The sequence below is a fragment of the Thermaerobacter sp. FW80 genome (assembly GCF_004634385.1).
GTDB classification, from domain to species: domain Bacteria; phylum Bacillota; class Sulfobacillia; order Thermaerobacterales; family Thermaerobacteraceae; genus Thermaerobacter; species Thermaerobacter composti.
This window is the reverse complement of sequence record NZ_CP037895.1, coordinates 1,611,675-1,627,048: the sequence shown is the minus strand read 5'-3', so window position 1 is coordinate 1,627,048 and position 15,374 is coordinate 1,611,675. Positions and strand designations below refer to the sequence as shown.

General features: G+C 72.7%; 11 protein-coding genes. 4 read left to right on the top strand and 7 right to left on the bottom strand.

Annotated elements, in window-relative coordinates; genetic code table 11:
- Nucleotides 1–3,381 (top strand): glutamate synthase-related protein, encoded by a 3,381-nt coding sequence (locus tag E1B22_RS06840; protein WP_243123214.1) that lies wholly within the window; start codon nucleotides 1–3, stop codon nucleotides 3,379–3,381.
- A 364-nt stretch (nucleotides 3,382–3,745) separates the two neighbouring features.
- On the opposite strand, the gene E1B22_RS06835 is transcribed toward E1B22_RS06840, so the two are convergent.
- Entirely contained in the window at nucleotides 3,746–5,263 is a 1,518-nt protein-coding gene (locus tag E1B22_RS06835; RefSeq protein WP_207669850.1) for a carboxylesterase/lipase family protein, read from the bottom strand.
- A gap of 358 nt (nucleotides 5,264–5,621) precedes the next feature.
- On the bottom strand, nucleotides 5,622–6,026 hold the full coding sequence (locus E1B22_RS06830; RefSeq protein ID WP_305791222.1) for a helix-turn-helix domain-containing protein: 405 nt from the start codon (nucleotides 6,024–6,026) through the stop codon (nucleotides 5,622–5,624).
- A 275-nt stretch (nucleotides 6,027–6,301) separates the two neighbouring features.
- On the opposite strand from E1B22_RS06830, the gene E1B22_RS06825 reads away from it, so the two are divergent.
- Nucleotides 6,302–6,865: a YceI family protein gene (locus tag E1B22_RS06825; protein ID WP_135225061.1), complete on the top strand. Its 564-nt coding sequence runs from the start codon at nucleotides 6,302–6,304 to the stop codon at nucleotides 6,863–6,865.
- Nucleotides 6,866–7,143: 278 nt separating this feature from the next.
- Here E1B22_RS06825 and asnB read toward each other — a convergent pair whose 3' ends face one another.
- Complete coding sequence (gene asnB / locus E1B22_RS06820; protein WP_135225060.1) at nucleotides 7,144–8,991, bottom strand: asparagine synthase (glutamine-hydrolyzing); 1,848 nt, start codon at nucleotides 8,989–8,991, stop codon at nucleotides 7,144–7,146.
- A 501-nt stretch (nucleotides 8,992–9,492) separates the two neighbouring features.
- Between asnB and E1B22_RS06815 the strand changes: the two genes are divergently transcribed.
- Nucleotides 9,493–10,197 (top strand): ammonium transporter, encoded by a 705-nt coding sequence (locus tag E1B22_RS06815; protein ID WP_207669849.1) that lies wholly within the window; start codon nucleotides 9,493–9,495, stop codon nucleotides 10,195–10,197.
- Between the two features lie 195 nt (nucleotides 10,198–10,392).
- Here E1B22_RS06815 and E1B22_RS06810 read toward each other — a convergent pair whose 3' ends face one another.
- The 3 genes from E1B22_RS06810 to E1B22_RS06800 form a co-directional block, all read right to left on the bottom strand.
- A complete protein-coding gene (locus E1B22_RS06810; protein ID WP_135225059.1) occupies nucleotides 10,393–11,148 on the bottom strand; it encodes an ANTAR domain-containing response regulator in 756 nt (251 codons plus the stop codon).
- Between the two features lie 399 nt (nucleotides 11,149–11,547).
- Nucleotides 11,548–12,882: a type I glutamate--ammonia ligase gene (gene glnA, locus E1B22_RS06805; RefSeq protein ID WP_135225058.1), complete on the bottom strand. Its 1,335-nt coding sequence runs from the start codon at nucleotides 12,880–12,882 to the stop codon at nucleotides 11,548–11,550.
- A 133-nt stretch (nucleotides 12,883–13,015) separates the two neighbouring features.
- Entirely contained in the window at nucleotides 13,016–13,351 is a 336-nt protein-coding gene (locus tag E1B22_RS06800) for a MerR family transcriptional regulator (RefSeq protein ID WP_243123841.1), read from the bottom strand.
- Between the two features lie 875 nt (nucleotides 13,352–14,226).
- Between E1B22_RS06800 and E1B22_RS06795 the strand changes: the two genes are divergently transcribed.
- Entirely contained in the window at nucleotides 14,227–15,045 is an 819-nt protein-coding gene (locus E1B22_RS06795) for a hypothetical protein (RefSeq protein ID WP_135225056.1), read from the top strand.
- 41 nt (nucleotides 15,046–15,086) lie between these two features.
- Here the strand turns inward: E1B22_RS06795 and E1B22_RS06790 are convergent, their stop codons facing one another.
- Nucleotides 15,087–15,374, bottom strand: coding sequence for a type II toxin-antitoxin system Phd/YefM family antitoxin (locus E1B22_RS06790; RefSeq protein ID WP_135225055.1), 288 nt, complete (start codon nucleotides 15,372–15,374; stop codon nucleotides 15,087–15,089).

Here is a 15,374-nt window from a genome sequence, read left to right as displayed (position 1 = left end):
GTGATCGTCCGGCCCATGGTGGAGTCGGGCAAGGAGCCCGACGGCTCCATGGGCGACGACACGCCCCACGCCGTGCTCTCCCTGGTGCACCGGCCGCTGCACCACTACTTCCGGCAGCGCTTCGCCCAGGTGACGAACCCGCCCATCGACCACCTGCGGGAGGAGCTGGTGTTCTCCCTGACGGTGCGGTTGGGCCGGCAGCCGAACATCCTGGTGGAGGAACCGGCCCAGGCCCGGGTGATCGAGCTGCCCGGGCCCGTGCTGACGGCGGAGCAGATGGCCTGGCTGCGGCGGCTGGGGCGGCTTGCGCGGACGCCGGGGATCCGCCTCGCCGAACTGCCGATCCTCTTCCCCGCCACAGGGCCCGATGCCCTGGAGCCGGCCCTGGAGCAGCTCTGCCGGCGGGCGGAGGCGGCGGTGGACGCCGGTTCGTCCGTCCTGGTGCTGACGGACCGGGGCGTCGACGCCGACCACGCCCCGATCCCCGCCCTGCTGGCGGTGGGTGCGGTCCACCACCACCTGCTGCGGGTGGGCAAGCGGGCGCTGGCGTCCCTCGTGGTCGAGAGCGGCGAGCCCCGCGACGTCCACCACTTCGCCACCCTGGTCGGCTACGGCGCCGCGGCCGTGCACCCCTACCTGGCCCTGGCCGTCGCCCGGGAGCTGGGCGGGGCCGACGGCGAGGCGAACTTCATCCGGGCGGTGGAGGGCGGCCTCAAGAAGGTCATGTCGAAGATGGGCATCTCCACCGTGGACGCCTACCAGGGGGCGCAGATCTTCGAGGCCATCGGGCTCGATCCGGCGCTGGTCGAACGCTGCTTCACCGGGACGCCCTGCCAGGTGGGCGGCAACGGGTTGCGGGAGCTTGGGGAGGACGTGCTCTACTGGCACCGGCAGGCCTTCGCGGCGGCCCCGGCGCGGGAGGCGGGCCGCGGCGGGCCAGGCCGCGGCGCCACCGGCGACGGGCCAAGCCGTGGCGCCGCCGGTTCGTCCGGGGAGGAACCGGCGACGGGCCGGAGGCGAGGGGCCACGACCGGCAGCGGGGCCCGCGAGCCCGCGGCAGCCGGCGACGGGCTGGCCGACACCGCCGCCGACGGGTACGGGTTCTTCAAGTTCAAGAAGGACGGCGAGCTGCACGAGTTCAGCCCCGAGGTGGTGCGGGCGCTGCACGACGCCGTGCGGGCGCGGCCGGGGGTGCTGGACGGCGACTTCCTCGCCACCTACGAGCACTATCGCCGCTTCAGCCGGCTGGTCCACGACCGGCCGCCCAGCCAGCTGCGGGACCTCTTGGACTTCCGCTCCGACCGGGCGCCCATCCCGGTGGAGGAGGTGGAGCCGATCGAGGCCATCGTGCGGCGCTTCTCCACCGGGGCCATGTCCGTGGGCGCCCTCTCGCCCGAGGCCCACGAGAACCTGGCCATCGCCATGAACCGGCTGGGGGCCCGGTCCAACTCCGGCGAGGGCGGCGAGGACCCCGCCCGCTACGGGACCGAGCGCAACAGCGCGGTCAAGCAGGTGGCCTCGGGGCGCTTCGGCGTCACCCCGGCCTACCTGGCCTCGGCCGTGGAGATCCAGATCAAGATGGCCCAGGGCTCCAAGCCCGGGGAGGGCGGCCAGATCCCGGGCCACAAGGTGACGGAGCTGATCGCGCGGCTGCGCCACACGGTGCCGGGGGTGCCGCTGATCTCGCCGCCGCCGCACCACGACATCTACTCCATCGAAGACCTAGCCCAGCTGATCTACGACCTCAAGCAGGCGAACCCCGAGGCGCTGATCTCGGTGAAGCTGGTGGCGGAGACCGGGGTGGGCATCATCGCCGCCGGCGTCGCCAAGGGGTACGCGGACATCGTGGTGATCAGCGGCCACAGCGGCGGCACGGGATCGTCGCCCCTGAGCTCGATCAAGCACGCGGGCCTTCCGTGGGAGCTCGGCCTGGTGGAGACCCAGGCGATGCTGGTGGCCACCGGCCTGCGCGGCCGGGTGACGGTGCGGGTCGACGGGGGCCTGAAGACCGGCCGGGACGTGCTGGTGGCGGCCCTCCTGGGCGCCGACGAGTACTCCTTCGGCACGTCGGCCCTGGTGGCGGAGGGCTGCGTGATGGCGCGGGCCTGCCACACCAACACCTGCCCGGTGGGCATCGCCACCCAGGCCGAGCGGCTCCGGCAGCGGTTCCCCGGCACGCCCGAGCACGTGATGAACTACTTCCTCTACATGGCCCAGGAGGTGCGGGAGCTCCTGGCCGGGCTCGGGTACCGCTCGCTGGATGAGGTGATCGGGCGGGCGGACCTCCTGGTCCAGCGGCCCTCCCCCCTGCCGCGGGCCGAGCGCATCGACCTGGGCCGGCTGCTGGTGCCGGCAGCCCCCCCGGCAGCGGCGCGGACGGAGGCGACGACGGCGGTGGACGAACCTAGCACCCGCCGGCCGGGCGCCCAATCGTCCGCGACGGCCGAAGGGGACGAACCGGCCGCGGCGGCCGACGCCGGCCCGCAGCCCGTGCCCCTGCGCCGCGTCCAGCTACGCAACCCGCTGCCGGAGGACGACAATCTCGGCCGGCGCATCGCCGCCGAGCTCGCCCCCCTCATCCAGCGGCGGCGGCCCGTCCGGCGCCGCTACGCCATCCGCAACACCGACCGCACCGTGGGGGCGACGGTGGCCTGGGAGATCGCCCGGCGCTACGGCGACCAGGGCCTGCCACCGGGCACGGTGCAGCTGGCCTTCCACGGCGTGGCGGGCCAGTCCTTCGGCGCCTTCTGCATGCGCGGCCTCCACCTCGAGCTGACGGGCATGGCCAACGACTACGTGGGCAAGGGCATGGCCGGCGGCGAGATCGTCATCCGGCCGCAGCCGGGGACGCCGACCGATCCCGCCCGCAACGTGCTGGTGGGCAACACCGTGCTCTACGGGGCCACCGGCGGCGCCCTGTTCTGCGCCGGCGCGGCGGGCGAGCGGCTGGCGGTGCGCAACAGCGGCGCCGTGGCGGTGGTGGAGGGGGCGGGCGATCACGCCTGCGAGTACATGACGGGCGGCACGGTGGTGATCCTCGGCCCCACCGGCCGCAACCTCGGCGCCGGCATGACGGGCGGCACGGCCTTCGTCTACGATCCCGCGGGCGCCCTGGCGGTGCGCCACCACGCCCCCTCGGTGGAGCTCTTCCGGCTGACCGAGGTGCCCAGCGCCACTGCCCAAGAGGCCGCCCGGGAGAGCCTGCGCCAGCTCGTGGCCATGCACGTCGACCGCACCGGCAGCGCCCGGGCGCGGGAGCTCCTCGCCCACTGGGAGCAGGCGCTCCCGGCCTTCTGGTGGGTCGTGCCGCGGGCCTCGCGGGAGCGGATCTTCCAGGAGACGGCGGCGGTCCTGCCGGCGGTGGCCGCGGGGCTCGATTGAGGGTCCCGCCGCGGTGGCCGCGGGGCTCGCTTGAGGGCCGGCACGCCGAGGCGCCAGGGCGCATCCGGCGCACGAGCCCGGGCCAGGGCCGCCCAGGGGCCGCCCACGATGGCGGATGCCGAGGAAGCCACGGCGGCGCCGCACCCCGCCGGGCGGCGGGGTGCGGCGCCGCGGGGACCCAGCCGGGCGGCGGGTCTCCCGTGCCGAGGCAGCCGGAGCCTGCCCAGAGGTTTGACCTGGATTGCGGTGCGCGACCTGCGGCCGGCGGCCGGACACCCGGCCGCCGCCGCTCCCCCCTGATGCGCGCCGACAGCCGGGCCGGAGAGGACCCCGGCCCGGCCCCTTTTTTGGGGATGGCCGGCGTTCAAAGGCCTGCAGGCACCGAGGCCCAGACCTCCCGTTCCTCACGCCAGGGGTCGCGCTCGACGCGGGGCTCCCGGTCGAAGACCATCACGGCCCGTTCGTCCCGATCGTAACGGGGCCAGGGGGGGAGACCGTCGTGCTGCGGATCCCCCTGGCGGGCGAAGGCGATCCACGCGCGGTGCATCATGCGGGCGACGTCGTACCGCTCCGGTGCGGTGCCGGTGAAGCGGTCGGCCCCGGCCCGGTCCAGGTTATTGAACACGAACGGGATCTCCAGGGCGTGGCAGGCCCCCAGCACGCCGCCCAGCACCGGGGTCTCGAAGTCGAACCGATAGGCCCACACCGGTGCCCCCACCTGCGCCTGGGCGTCGGCGGTGGCCAGCATCCCGCGGACGAACACGGCGTAGCTCATGAGCGGCAGGAGCCGTCGACCCAGCGGCCCCTGGCCCCGCCTGCGGTAGAACTCGATCAGCCGCCCCGCCGCCGCCGGTCCCACCATGGCCTCCACCTGGTGGCGCAGCGCCGCCTCGTCGTCCCCCAGCCACACGGGGTCCTGGAGCGCGAACAGGTTGTACTCGTCCTTGGTGACGCCCGTCAGCACCGCCACGTCCCGGGCCGCGCCCCGAGCGAGGGCGTTCAGCGGGTGCTCGGGCAGCACGTGGCCGTCCACCACCGGCCCCAGGGGCAGGCCCGGCCCGAGGGCCGCCACCGCCTCGACCCAGGCCCTGGCAGGCAGGTCGAGGAGGGCGCGCCGGTCGCCGGGTTCGACCCCCGCATGGCGCAGGACCCTGGCCGCCACCCGCGCCGCGGATTCCCGCGTGCGCACCCCCAGGCCCCCCGAGCCGCTCTGCAGGATGGCCCGCCGGAACAACCCCCGCGCGCCCGGGGCCGCCAACAGCACGCCGACGCTGCCGGCCCCGGCGGACTCGCCGAAGATGGTGACCTGGTCGGGATCGCCCCCGAAGGCCGCGATGTTCTCTTTCACCCAGCGCAGGGCGGCGATCTGGTCGAGGATGCCGAGGTTGCCCGAGCCGGCGAAATCGGGCCCGAACGCCTCCTCGAGGTACAGGAACCCCAGCGCACCGAGGCGGTAGTTGACGGTCACCAGCACCACGCCGCCCTCGCGGGCGAAGGAGGTGCCGTCGTACCAGGGGATGGATCCGGCGCCCGTCAGGTATGCGCCACCGTGGATCCACACCATCACGGGGCGGCGGCCCTCGGGGGAGGGTGACCAGATGTTGAGGTAGAGGCAGTCCTCATCCTGCGGCAGGGTCGCGCCACCGGTCAGGTTGCTGATCAGCCGGTCGTCGGGCTGGACCGAGGCCGGACCGAAGCGCGTGGCATCGCGCACACCGCTCCACGGCTGCGGGGGCTCGGGCGGGCGAAAGCGCAGCTCGCCGACGGGCGGGCGGGCGAACGGGATCCCCTTCCAGACGCAGACCGCGCCCTCCTTGCGGCCCCGGACGGCCCCGTAGCGGGTCTCCACCACCACCGCTGGCGCATCGGGGACGCTGGCCACCGGCAATCCCCTCCTCCCACGGGTCGGACTGGCGATCCCACCGCTTCATGGGATCGCTGGGGACTTTCGCCGCCGAGGGGACGGAGCCTGCCGCGCCCCTTCCACCGCGCCCCGCCCACCACGCCCCTCGCGGCCCGTCGGGGGATCGCACCCCGCGGCGGGGCGACGGGTCGTGGCCGCAGCCGGCTGGCGCCTCGCCGCCGGGGCGGGGGCACCGGCTCCGGGGCCCGTCCGCCCGTTCGTCCGGGAAGAGCTCCTGCACGGCGCACGGCCGGGGCGGGGGCACCGCCTCCGGGGCCCGGGCCGGGCGCCCGGGGGCGCGGTGTCCTGCGCCCAGCGGAAGCGGCGTCCGCGGGGCCTACGGCGGGGACCCCGCCTCCCCCGCCGCCTGCCCCTCCCGGGTGGCCGCTTCCGCTTCCGCGGGCTCGCTCCCTTCGTCAACCGGATGGGAGTCCGGGGTGCCGTCGCACCAGCGGTCGGCCCACGCCTGGATGGCGGCCACCACCGGCTCCAGCGCCCGTCCCTTCTCCGTCAGCTCGTACTCGATGAGCACGGGCCGGGTGTCGTGCACGTGCCGGGTGAGGATGCCAGCCTCCTCCAGCTCCTTGAGGCGTTCGGAGAGGATGCGATCGCTCATCTCGGGCAGGCTGGCCTTGAAGTCGCAGAAGCGCTTCTTGCCGGTCATCAGCACCCGCAGGATCAGGCCCGTCCACTTCTTGCCCAGGATCTGCACGGCCTGCTCGTAGCGGGGGCAGACTTTCACCGGATCCAACGCCGGGACCACCTCCTTTCCCCTGCCCGGCCGCTCCGCGACGGGAGCGGCGGCCGGCGGCCGGGCGCGAGACGACGAGGGGAAGCGAGGGTCGGCGAGCCGGCGGCCGGCGGTCGCCGGGTCGGGGCGAGGGGACGCGGCTTGCAAGCCCTTCGACCAACCCGATGGTAGCACGGCCGTTGACACTCCGGAAAGTGGCACTATACGATAGAGCTGCTTGTTTTAAGTAAGTTACGGACCCACCCGTACGAAGGAGGTCGGGAGTCGTGGCCGAGGCGGCGACGGCGACGCGGTGGACCATCGACGCGTCCCACAGCACCGTCGAGTTCGCGGTCCGGCACATGATGATCTCCACGGTCAAGGGGCACTTCGGCAAGATCGAGGGCTACCTCGAGGCGCCGGACATCACGGACCTCAGCAAGGGCGCCAAGCTGGAGGCCCGCATCGACGCCGCCACCGTCGACACCCGGGAGCCCCAGCGGGACGAGCACCTGCGGTCCGCGGAGTTCTTCGACGTGGCCAACCACCCCACCATCGAGTTCCGCAGCACCCGCATCGAGAAGACCGGGGCGAACCGCTACAAGGTCACCGGGGATCTCACCATCCGCGGGGTCACCAAGGAGGTCACCTGGGACCTGACCTACGAGGGCGGCGGCAAGGACCCCTGGGGCAACGAGCGGGCCGCCTTCCACGCCGAGACCCAGGTCAACCGCAAGGACTTCGGTCTGAAGTGGAACATGCTGCTGGAGTCGGGCGGCGTCCTGGTGGGCGACGAGGTGCGGGTCACCGTCGACGTCCAGCTGGTGAAGCAGGGGCAGGGCCAGGCCTGAGCCACATGACCGCCGACCGGCGCGCCTCCGGTGCCGGTGGGGCGGACCGGAGCCGCCGGCCGCGGCGGGCGCAGCGGCTTCGCTCCGCACCCCGGACCCAGGCGCCCGACCCCGGCGCCGGACGAACGCAGCCCGCGGGGGCGGCCCGGCAATGCCCGGGCCGCCCCCGCGGCGTCCTCTGCGGCGTGCCTGCCTCTCGGCGCGTCGCGCCCCGCGCACCGCGCCCATCGGATCCCGCGCCTCCGCCCTGGACACCCGCACCGCCGCCCTGGACACCGTCAGACCGCGACCCGCACCCTGTACTTCCGCAGCCACAGGTCCACCTGGGCCAAGTAGGCCAGCATCTGGGGCCGGCGCATCAGCTGGCCAAACCAGGGGAGGTCGAATTCCCCCTCCGCCTCCACCAGCTCCCGCACCGCTCCCTCGTCGATCAGCGGGCGCAGGGGGGAGTCCGGGTCGGCGAGGATCGATCGCACCCATTGGCCCACGGCCGCCAGGTACGCGGGGTTGAACGTCTTGGGGTACGGGCTCTTCTTCCGCCAGAGGACTTCGTCGGGCAGGACCCCGGCCAGGGCGTGACGCAAGAGCCCCTTCTCCCGGCCGCCCATGGTCTTGAGGGCCCACGGCACGTTCCACACGTACTCCACCAGGCGGTGGTCGCAGAAGGGCACGCGCACCTCGAGGCCCACCGCCATGCTCATGCGGTCGTTGCGGTCGAGCAGCACCGGCATCCACCGCGTCAGGGTGAGGTAGGCGATCTCCCGGCGGCGGGCGGCGGCCGGTTCCTCCCCCTCGAGGCGCGGCACCTCGGCCAGGGCCTGGCGGTAGCGGTCGGCCAGGTACTCCGCCGGGCGCAGCCGCTCCCGCAGCGCCGGGTGCAGCACCGCGAGGCGGGCGTCCAGCTTCAGCGACCAGGGAAAGGTGTCGGCCCGCAGGGCGTCGTCCCGGAAGAACCAGGGGTAGCCGCAGAAGACCTCGTCGGCGCACTCGCCGGAGAGGGCGACGGTGACGTCGCGCCGGATCGCCTCGCAGAGGAGCAGCAGCGAGGCGTCGATGTCGGCCATCCCGGGCAGGTCGCGGGCGGTCACCGCGCGGGGCAGCGCCTCGACCAGGGCGGCGGTGGACAGGCGCACCACCCGATGACGGGTGCCCAGGGTGCGGACCATCAGGTCCACGTAGGGCGCGTCGGCCTCGGGCTGGAAGTCGTTGGGCTGGAAGAACCGGTCGTTGCCCTCGTAGTCCACGGAGAAGGTCCGCAGCGGCTCCCCGTGCCCCGCCTCCGCCAGGGCCCGGACGGCCAGGGCGGTGACGGCGCTGGAGTCGACGCCGCCCGAGAGCAGCGTCCCCAGCGGGACGTCGGACACCAGCTGGCGCCGGACGGCGTCGGCGAGGAGGTCGCGGACGGTGGCCACCGTGGTGGCGGGGTCGTCGGTGTGGGGCCGGCTCTCCAGCCGCCAGTAGGCGTGCCGGCGGAGGCCGCCCCGGTCCCAGACCAGGTAATGACCGGGCAGCAGCTCGTCGACGCCCTTGAACACGCCGTGGCCCGGCGTGCGGGCCGGCCCCAGGGCGAAGATCTCCGCCAGCCCCTCGGCGTCCACCACGGGCTCCACCTCGGGGTGGGCCAGCAGGGCCTTGAGCTCGGAGGCGAACAGCAGCGTGCCGCCGCGGACCTGGTAGAAGAGCGGCTTGATCCCGAACCGGTCGCGGGCCAGGAAGAGCCGCTGGGCCCGTTCGTCCCAGACGGCGAATGCGAAGATGCCGTTGAGGCGCTCGGGCGCCCGCTCCCCCCAAGCCATGTAGGCGGCCAGCACCACCTCGGTGTCGGACCGGGTGGTGAAGCGGTGGCCCAGGGCCTCCAGCTCGCGCCGCAGCTCGGCGGTGTTGTACAGCTCCCCGTTGTACGTCAGGACAAACCGGCCCCCGCCCCGCTCCCGCACCATGGGCTGGACGCCGCCCACCGGGTCGATGACGATCAGCCGACGCTGGCCCAGTGCGGCATGGCGGGAGACCCAGTGGCCGCTCTCGTCGGGACCGCGGCACACGAGGGTCTCCGTCATGGCCTCGAGCACCGGCCGCTCCCGCAAAAGATCCCGATCCCAGTCGATCCATCCCGCGATGCCGCACATGGGTGTCCGACCTCCTCCCGTGGGCGGCTGCCCATCGGCGCTGGGGCATCGTACGCGGGAGGCACCCCCGCCGGTGTCTGTCCAACCCCGGAGGACGGCCTGCGGCCCACCACCGGTCGAGGATGGTCAACTCTTTCGTCAAGGGTTGGTCAGGCTCGACCGTTGACGATGGGCCCGGTCCCCGACTACGTTGAGAAGCGAAGGCGGTCGGGCGGCGGGCCCGATGCGCCGCACGCTCACAACTCCACATGCGGACGACGGCGTCCCAAGGGGGCAACGGGGCCCATTCGCAGCCGCAGCCGGTATGCGGATGGGCCCCTTTCCTTTGCATTGGCATCGCGGTTCCGTCCCGATCCGGTTCCACGGACGTCTCTGTGCCAAAAGGCTGACGACCAGGACCCGACGCGCCGGGATGGTGCGTGGATGGGGAACGGTCGCACTCGTGCGACGATGGCCGCGGCCTCGACGCCACGGCATCGTCGGAATTGGGGGGGGGAAACCATGAAGAATCTGGGGCGCTGGGCAGCGCTGGTGGCCTCGTTGGCGGTCGGTGCCTGGGGTCGCCCAGCTGTCGCGGCCGAACCCACCGCTGCCGAGGCGGCGGCAGGGGCGCTGGCCGCCCTGTTCACCGCCTGGGTGACTTCCGGCAAGGCCGACGTCTGGTCCATGTTGAACGGCGTGCTGGCGGGGCTGGTGGCCATCACCGCCTCCTGCGCCTTCGTCAAACCGTGGGCGGCCGTGATCGTCGGGGCCGTGGCCGGGGTGTTGATGGTCTTCGCGATCCGGTGGACCGAGCGGGTCCTGAAGGTCGACGATCCCGTGGGTGCCTTTTCCGTCCACGGCATCAGCGGGATCTGGGGCACCCTCTCGACGGGCCTGTTCGCCGCCCCCGATCTGGTCGACCAGGTTGGTATGGGCCAACCGGGACTGCTCTACGGCGCCGGACTCCACCAGCTGGGGGTTCAAGCCCTTGGCGTCACCGTCTCCTTGGCGTACGTGTTGGCGGCGGCTTGGTTGACCTTCGTGCTCGTGGACAAGGCGGTGGGCCTGCGCCTCTCCCGGCAGGACGAACGAATCGGCCTTGACATCAGCGAACACGGCCTGCCCGCCTATCCCGAGCTGCTCCCGTCGGCGGAGCCCGGGATCTCGGCCCCTGCGCAGCGGGCAACCCGGCCCACCTCGGCACAACCGACGGTCCAGACCTGAGTCGCGCCGGGCGCTGGAGCAACCCGGAGACGAGGCGCAGGCCACGGGCCCCGCCCCGCCAACCAGGCCCCCGAACGAACGCGCAGGGCGCGCACCTCGTGGTGCGCGCCCTGCGCTGCCGGGGTTGACCGGACCGCCGCCCGCCCACGGGCGCTCCTCCCCCGGGTCGTTTCCGTTCCGCCGGTCTTGTCCGGATCACGTCCGTTCCACCTGCCCAGGCCGGGAGCCCCGACCGGGGCGTCGCCGCCTCCCACCTGTCGCCGGCCCGTGGTGGTCGCGCGGCCGGACGGGCCGCGGGGACGGCTCGTCCCGTTCCTGGTTGCCGCCGGCCCCCTCCCCCACGGGCGCGGAGGGTCCCCCCAAGGGCCCGAGGCTCGCGAACTCAATGATGCTCTGGGCGATCTCCCGCAGGGGCTTGCGCTGGCGCATGGCCGTGTCCCGCAGCCGCTTGTAGGCCTCCGACTCCGCCAGGTCGAACCGGTCCATCAGGATCCCCTTGGCCCGCTCGATCACCTTGCGGTCTTCCAGCCTGCGGGCGGCCTCGGCCACCTCCCGAAGGGCCGCCTCCAGGCGGGCTGCGGCCGCCAGGAGGCTTCGGGCGACCGCCACCACCTGCCACCGGGGCGCGGTGGCGGGCAAGACCGCCCACAAGGGCCAGTCCTCCGAGCCCAGGTGCTGCCACAGGCCGGCCGGTTCGTCCCCGGCCGCGCCGTAGAACCAGAGCACCGGGCGGCCGGTGAGGCGCCCCAACGTGCGGGTCCGCTCCGCCGGGCGGTCGATCCCGTCGAGCCAGAGGACGTAGAGGTCCGCCGGGTGGCGAGCCAGCCAATCGTCGGAGGGCCAGCCCACGTGCAGCAGGATGGGCCACCCCGTCTCCACCAGAGAACGGGGCAATCGGGCCCCCTCTTGCGCCGGATCGAAACCCAGGGCGACGATCTGCGGCTGGCTCACCCGCCATCCCCGCCTCGCTGCATCCGCCTGCCTACCCGCCGCCGACGTGACGCCCGCCACCATCCCCGCGGCGACGGGCGAACCCGACCGCCGGCATCGGCGGCGGCTGCTTGCACGCCGCTCCCCTGCGCCGACGCCCGGCACCGTGGTCTCGCTGGCTCCATCATACCGCCTGCCCCCCGTGCCATGGGGGCGGGACGGCAAGACGCGTGCCGGAGGAAGGTCGGCGGCTTGGCGTGGTCGGCCACCGCGGTGCCATCCCGACCACCGACGCCCCCGTGGAAAGAAGCGCCCCCGGGCGTCTCGCATCGCCCGGGGACGACCGATCCGCGCAGATCCGCACGGATCCCCGCCGGCTCTGCACCGGATCCGCAGCGGATCCGCCCACCGCCGACCCCCTCAATACTTCGCCAGGTATTCCTGCAGCTCCCACGGCGAGATCTGGGTGCGGTAGACGTCCCACTCGATCTTCTTCGCCTCCAGGTAGCGGGAGGCCACGTGGCTGCCCAGCGCCTCCAGGATCAGCGGGTCCTGCTCCAGGGCCCGGATCGCCTCGGCCAGCGAGCCCGGCAGGCTGGCGATGCCGAGTTCTTCCCGTTCGGCCTCGGACATGTGGTAGATGTTGCCCTCCACGGGATCGGGCGGCGTCAGGCGCCGCTTGATGCCGTCGAGACCCGCCTTCAGGATTACCGCCAGCGCCAGGTACGGGTTGCACGAGGGATCGGGCGAGCGCAGCTCGATCCGGGTGCTGAGCCCGCGCTTGGCGGGGATGCGGATCATCGGGCTGCGGTTGCGGTACGACCAGGCCACGTACACCGGCGCCTCGTACCCCGGCACCAGCCGCTTGTAGGAGTTGACCAGCGGGTTGGTCACCGCCGTGATGGCCCGGGCATGCTCCATGATGCCGGCGATGTACTGCTTGCACACGTCGCTCAGCCGGTCCGGCGTGGTGGGGTCGTAGAAGGCGTTCTCCTCGCCCCGGAACAGGGACTGGTGCAGGTGCATGCCCGAGCCGGCCTCACCATGAAGGGGCTTGGGCATGAAGGTGGCGTGCAGGCCGTGTTGCAGGGCGATGGTCCGGACCACACTGCGGAAGGTGGCGATGTTGTCCGCGGTGGTCACGGCGTCGGCGTACTTGAAGTCGACCTCGTGCTGGGAGGGCGCCACCTCGTGGTGGGCGGCCTCGATCTCGAAGCCCATCTCCTGCAGCGTCAGGACGATCTCCGCCCGCACCTCCTCGCCCTTGTCCACCGGCGCCAGGTCGAAGTAGCCGGCGTGGTCCAGGGTCACGGGCCGCCCCTGCTCCGCCGACGGCCGTTCGAACAGGAAGAACTCGGGCTCGGGGCCCACGTTCATCACGTAGCCCATCTCCGCGGCTTCGGCCACCACGCGCTTCAGCACGTACCGCGGATCGCCCTCGAAGGGCGTGCCGTCCGGGTTGTAGACGTCGCAGATGAGGCGCGCCGTGCGCCGCCCCTCCCGGGTCTTCCACGGCAGGATGACGAAGGTCGCCGGGTCGGGCCGCAGGTACATGTCCGACTCCTCGATGCGGACGAACCCCTCGATGGACGAACCGTCGAACATCAGCTCGCCGGCCAGCGCCTTGTCGATCTGGCTGGCCGGGATCTCCACGTGCTTGACGGTGCCGAGGATATCGGTGAACTGCAGGCTGATGGTGCCGATGTTCATGTCGCGGATGGCGGCCTTGATGTCCTCGGGGCTCAGGTTCTTCAACGCGGTTCCTCCTCTCCGCGAATCTCGACGAGTCTCCGCGAACCGACGAACGTTCCCGGGAGCGCGGTCCGGGTCGCGCGGTGACGCCTGGTGGCGGGTCGGGTGAGCGGCAACGCAGGCGGCACCGGCTTCGTCACCGGCCCGGTCCCTCGCTCCAGCGGTTGCCGGTGGCCGGTCCCCCGCTGGCCTGGGCCACCCCGAGCGGGCGTCGGCATCCGGGACCGTCGACCCGCCCTCCGTGTCGATCCCCCCCTGCGCCCAGGGCATCCCCTGCGCCCAGCAAGACGCGCATGGTGTGGACGTTGTGCCCCTGCTGCAGGAGCCAGCGGATGCGCCGCAGCTGCCGGATGTCCTCGGCCGTCAGCAGGCGCTGCCCGGACGGGCCGCGGGCCAGGCGGATCAGGCCCCGGGCCTCGTAGTACCGGATCTGGCGCTGGGTCAAACCCGTCAGCCGCTCCGCGACGGCCATGGTGTACACGGCCTTCACCTCCTCAAACGACAAAGCCCCTGCAGGACGAACCTGCAGGGGCGCCGTTGCCCTCTTCTCCGCCGCCACGCCGTTGTGGCAGCCGCGCTGCATCCCGATGCAGCTTGATGCAACTATATGCGACCAAGGGGGCCCTGTCAACGGGCGTGGGCGGCCTGTCCGTGTCACGTTCGGGTAGGGTGCCCCCGCGGAACGACGTCGTCAACCCCTTGGTGGGCCCCGACGTGCGTCTAGATCGCGGAACACCTGAACCCAGGGTCTGTCCGCATGGGGTCCGACAAGCGCCGGGGTGCGGCCACGCAGGCAACGGGCCGGGTCTTCCTGAAGCTGGCGAACGACTTGGGCCACGGCCTTTCGTGTCGCCCGTCGTACGGAGGACGAAACTCGCAAGCGAGGCCGTAACGCATGACGCCAAAGCGGGTGGGGAGCAACGCGGCGAAGGCCCTGGGCGAGCTTGTAGGCGCCGCACTGACCGTCTCGTCGTGGCTGACGGTGGTTGGCGCCACCCGCCTCCTGGTGCCAGCAGCACCGGCGCCGCGTCTGCGAGGCCCTGCCGGCCGCCCAAGGGTGGTGCTCGTGCGGCCGGCAAGCAATGCCGCTCCGGCTGGGCCAACACGACCAGGAAAGGCGCCGGCGGGCGCCACGCCTGGAAGGGCGGGCGGAGTAAACGAGACCGGCCCTGCAGGCCGATGGGCCGCACAAAGGGGGCACACCATGGCGTTGCCGCCGCCGAAGCTGGCGGTCCTGGGTGGCCCTTCGGCACAAAGCGAAGGCCCCGGGAGGGAAGTCCGGAGAGGGGTTGAAACCACCGCATGAGCGCCTGTTGGGTTCATCGTCTCTACGATTGGAGGGGCGCCATGAGCGTTTGGGACCGCATTGTCCATGCGTACCGGGCGCTGCAGACCGAGGTCGCCAGGGCGGCCGAACGCCAGCGGCGATTGAACGAATTTCGCAAGGTGGTGGCCGCCGCGGTGGCCGACGGCGTCGTCACCCTGGACGAGTTCGACGCGCTCCGCGAGGCCCAGCGGCAGCTGGGGCTGACTGACGCGGACGTACAGGCTATCCGCGGGGAGGTCATCCGGCAGGCGCTACAGGCCGCGACAGAGGACAAGCGACTCAGTCCCGAGGAGGAGCGCTCACTGCAGCAGCTGGCGGAATACTTCGATTTGCCTGCCGACCAGATCCCGGCGAACCGCGAGCAGCTCGATCGATACCGTCTCCTCTACCAACTCGAGCACGAGCCGCTGCCCGTAGTCATGGTCCCGGGTCTCGTCCTGCGTCGGGGCGAGACGCCGCACTGGTCCGAGCCCGGTGAGCTGTTAGAGGAGCGGGTAATCAACCGGCGGTATGAGGGCGGCTCGTCCGGGTTCTCCTTCCGCATCGCCAAGGGAGTGAGATACCGTGTCGGCGGGCACCGAGGCCGCATCGTCACGGAGACCGGCCTCGTGCCGATCAGCCGCGGTGATCTCGTCCTCACCAACCGGAGGATCGTTTTCAGGGGAGACCGAAGGTCCGTCGCGGCGGAGTGGACGAAGGTGATCGACGTGAGTCTCTACCTCGACGGGATCAAAGTCTCCGTGACGAACCGGGCAAAGCCCGTGTTGATCCGGTTCGCGGATTCGCGCAACGCGGAGATCGTCGGTGTTGTCGTCTCTCGGCTTATAAACGAGGCCTGATTCGGCCGCTGAGCAGGCAATCCACGAGGACACGAGGCGCTTCACCGGCCCCGCTCCCGGCGCGCGGCGCGCACCTCCTCGTCCACCTCGAGCTCGCTCAACCGGTCAAGGCCGCGCTGGGCCGCCCGCTCGCGCATCCGGCTTACCGCCGCCTGCGCCCGGGCCTGGCGCACCGCCCGCAGCGTCTCCTCCAGGTCCTCCTCGCTCGTGCCCACCAGGACGGCCACCGGCGTGCCGTTGATGGTCAGCACGGCCTCCTCACCCTGCCGGAGGGCGCGCCAGAGCTCGCCGGACCGGGACCGCAGCTCGCGCACGGAGACGAAACGCAT

Bases quoted from the DNA above. Each gene is read 5' to 3' on its own strand.
- E1B22_RS06815 (WP_207669849.1), top strand. From the start codon at position 9,493: ATGAAGAATCTGGGGCGCTGGGCAGCGCTGGTGGCCTCGTTGGCGGTC.
- E1B22_RS06790 (WP_135225055.1), bottom strand. From the start codon at position 15,374: ATGCGTTTCGTCTCCGTGCGCGAGCTGCGGTCCCGGTCCGGCGAGCTC.
- E1B22_RS06800 (WP_243123841.1), bottom strand. From the start codon at position 13,351: ATGGCCGTCGCGGAGCGGCTGACGGGTTTGACCCAGCGCCAGATCCGG.
- E1B22_RS06795 (WP_135225056.1), top strand. From the start codon at position 14,227: ATGAGCGTTTGGGACCGCATTGTCCATGCGTACCGGGCGCTGCAGACC.
- asnB (WP_135225060.1), bottom strand. From the start codon at position 8,991: ATGTGCGGCATCGCGGGATGGATCGACTGGGATCGGGATCTTTTGCGG.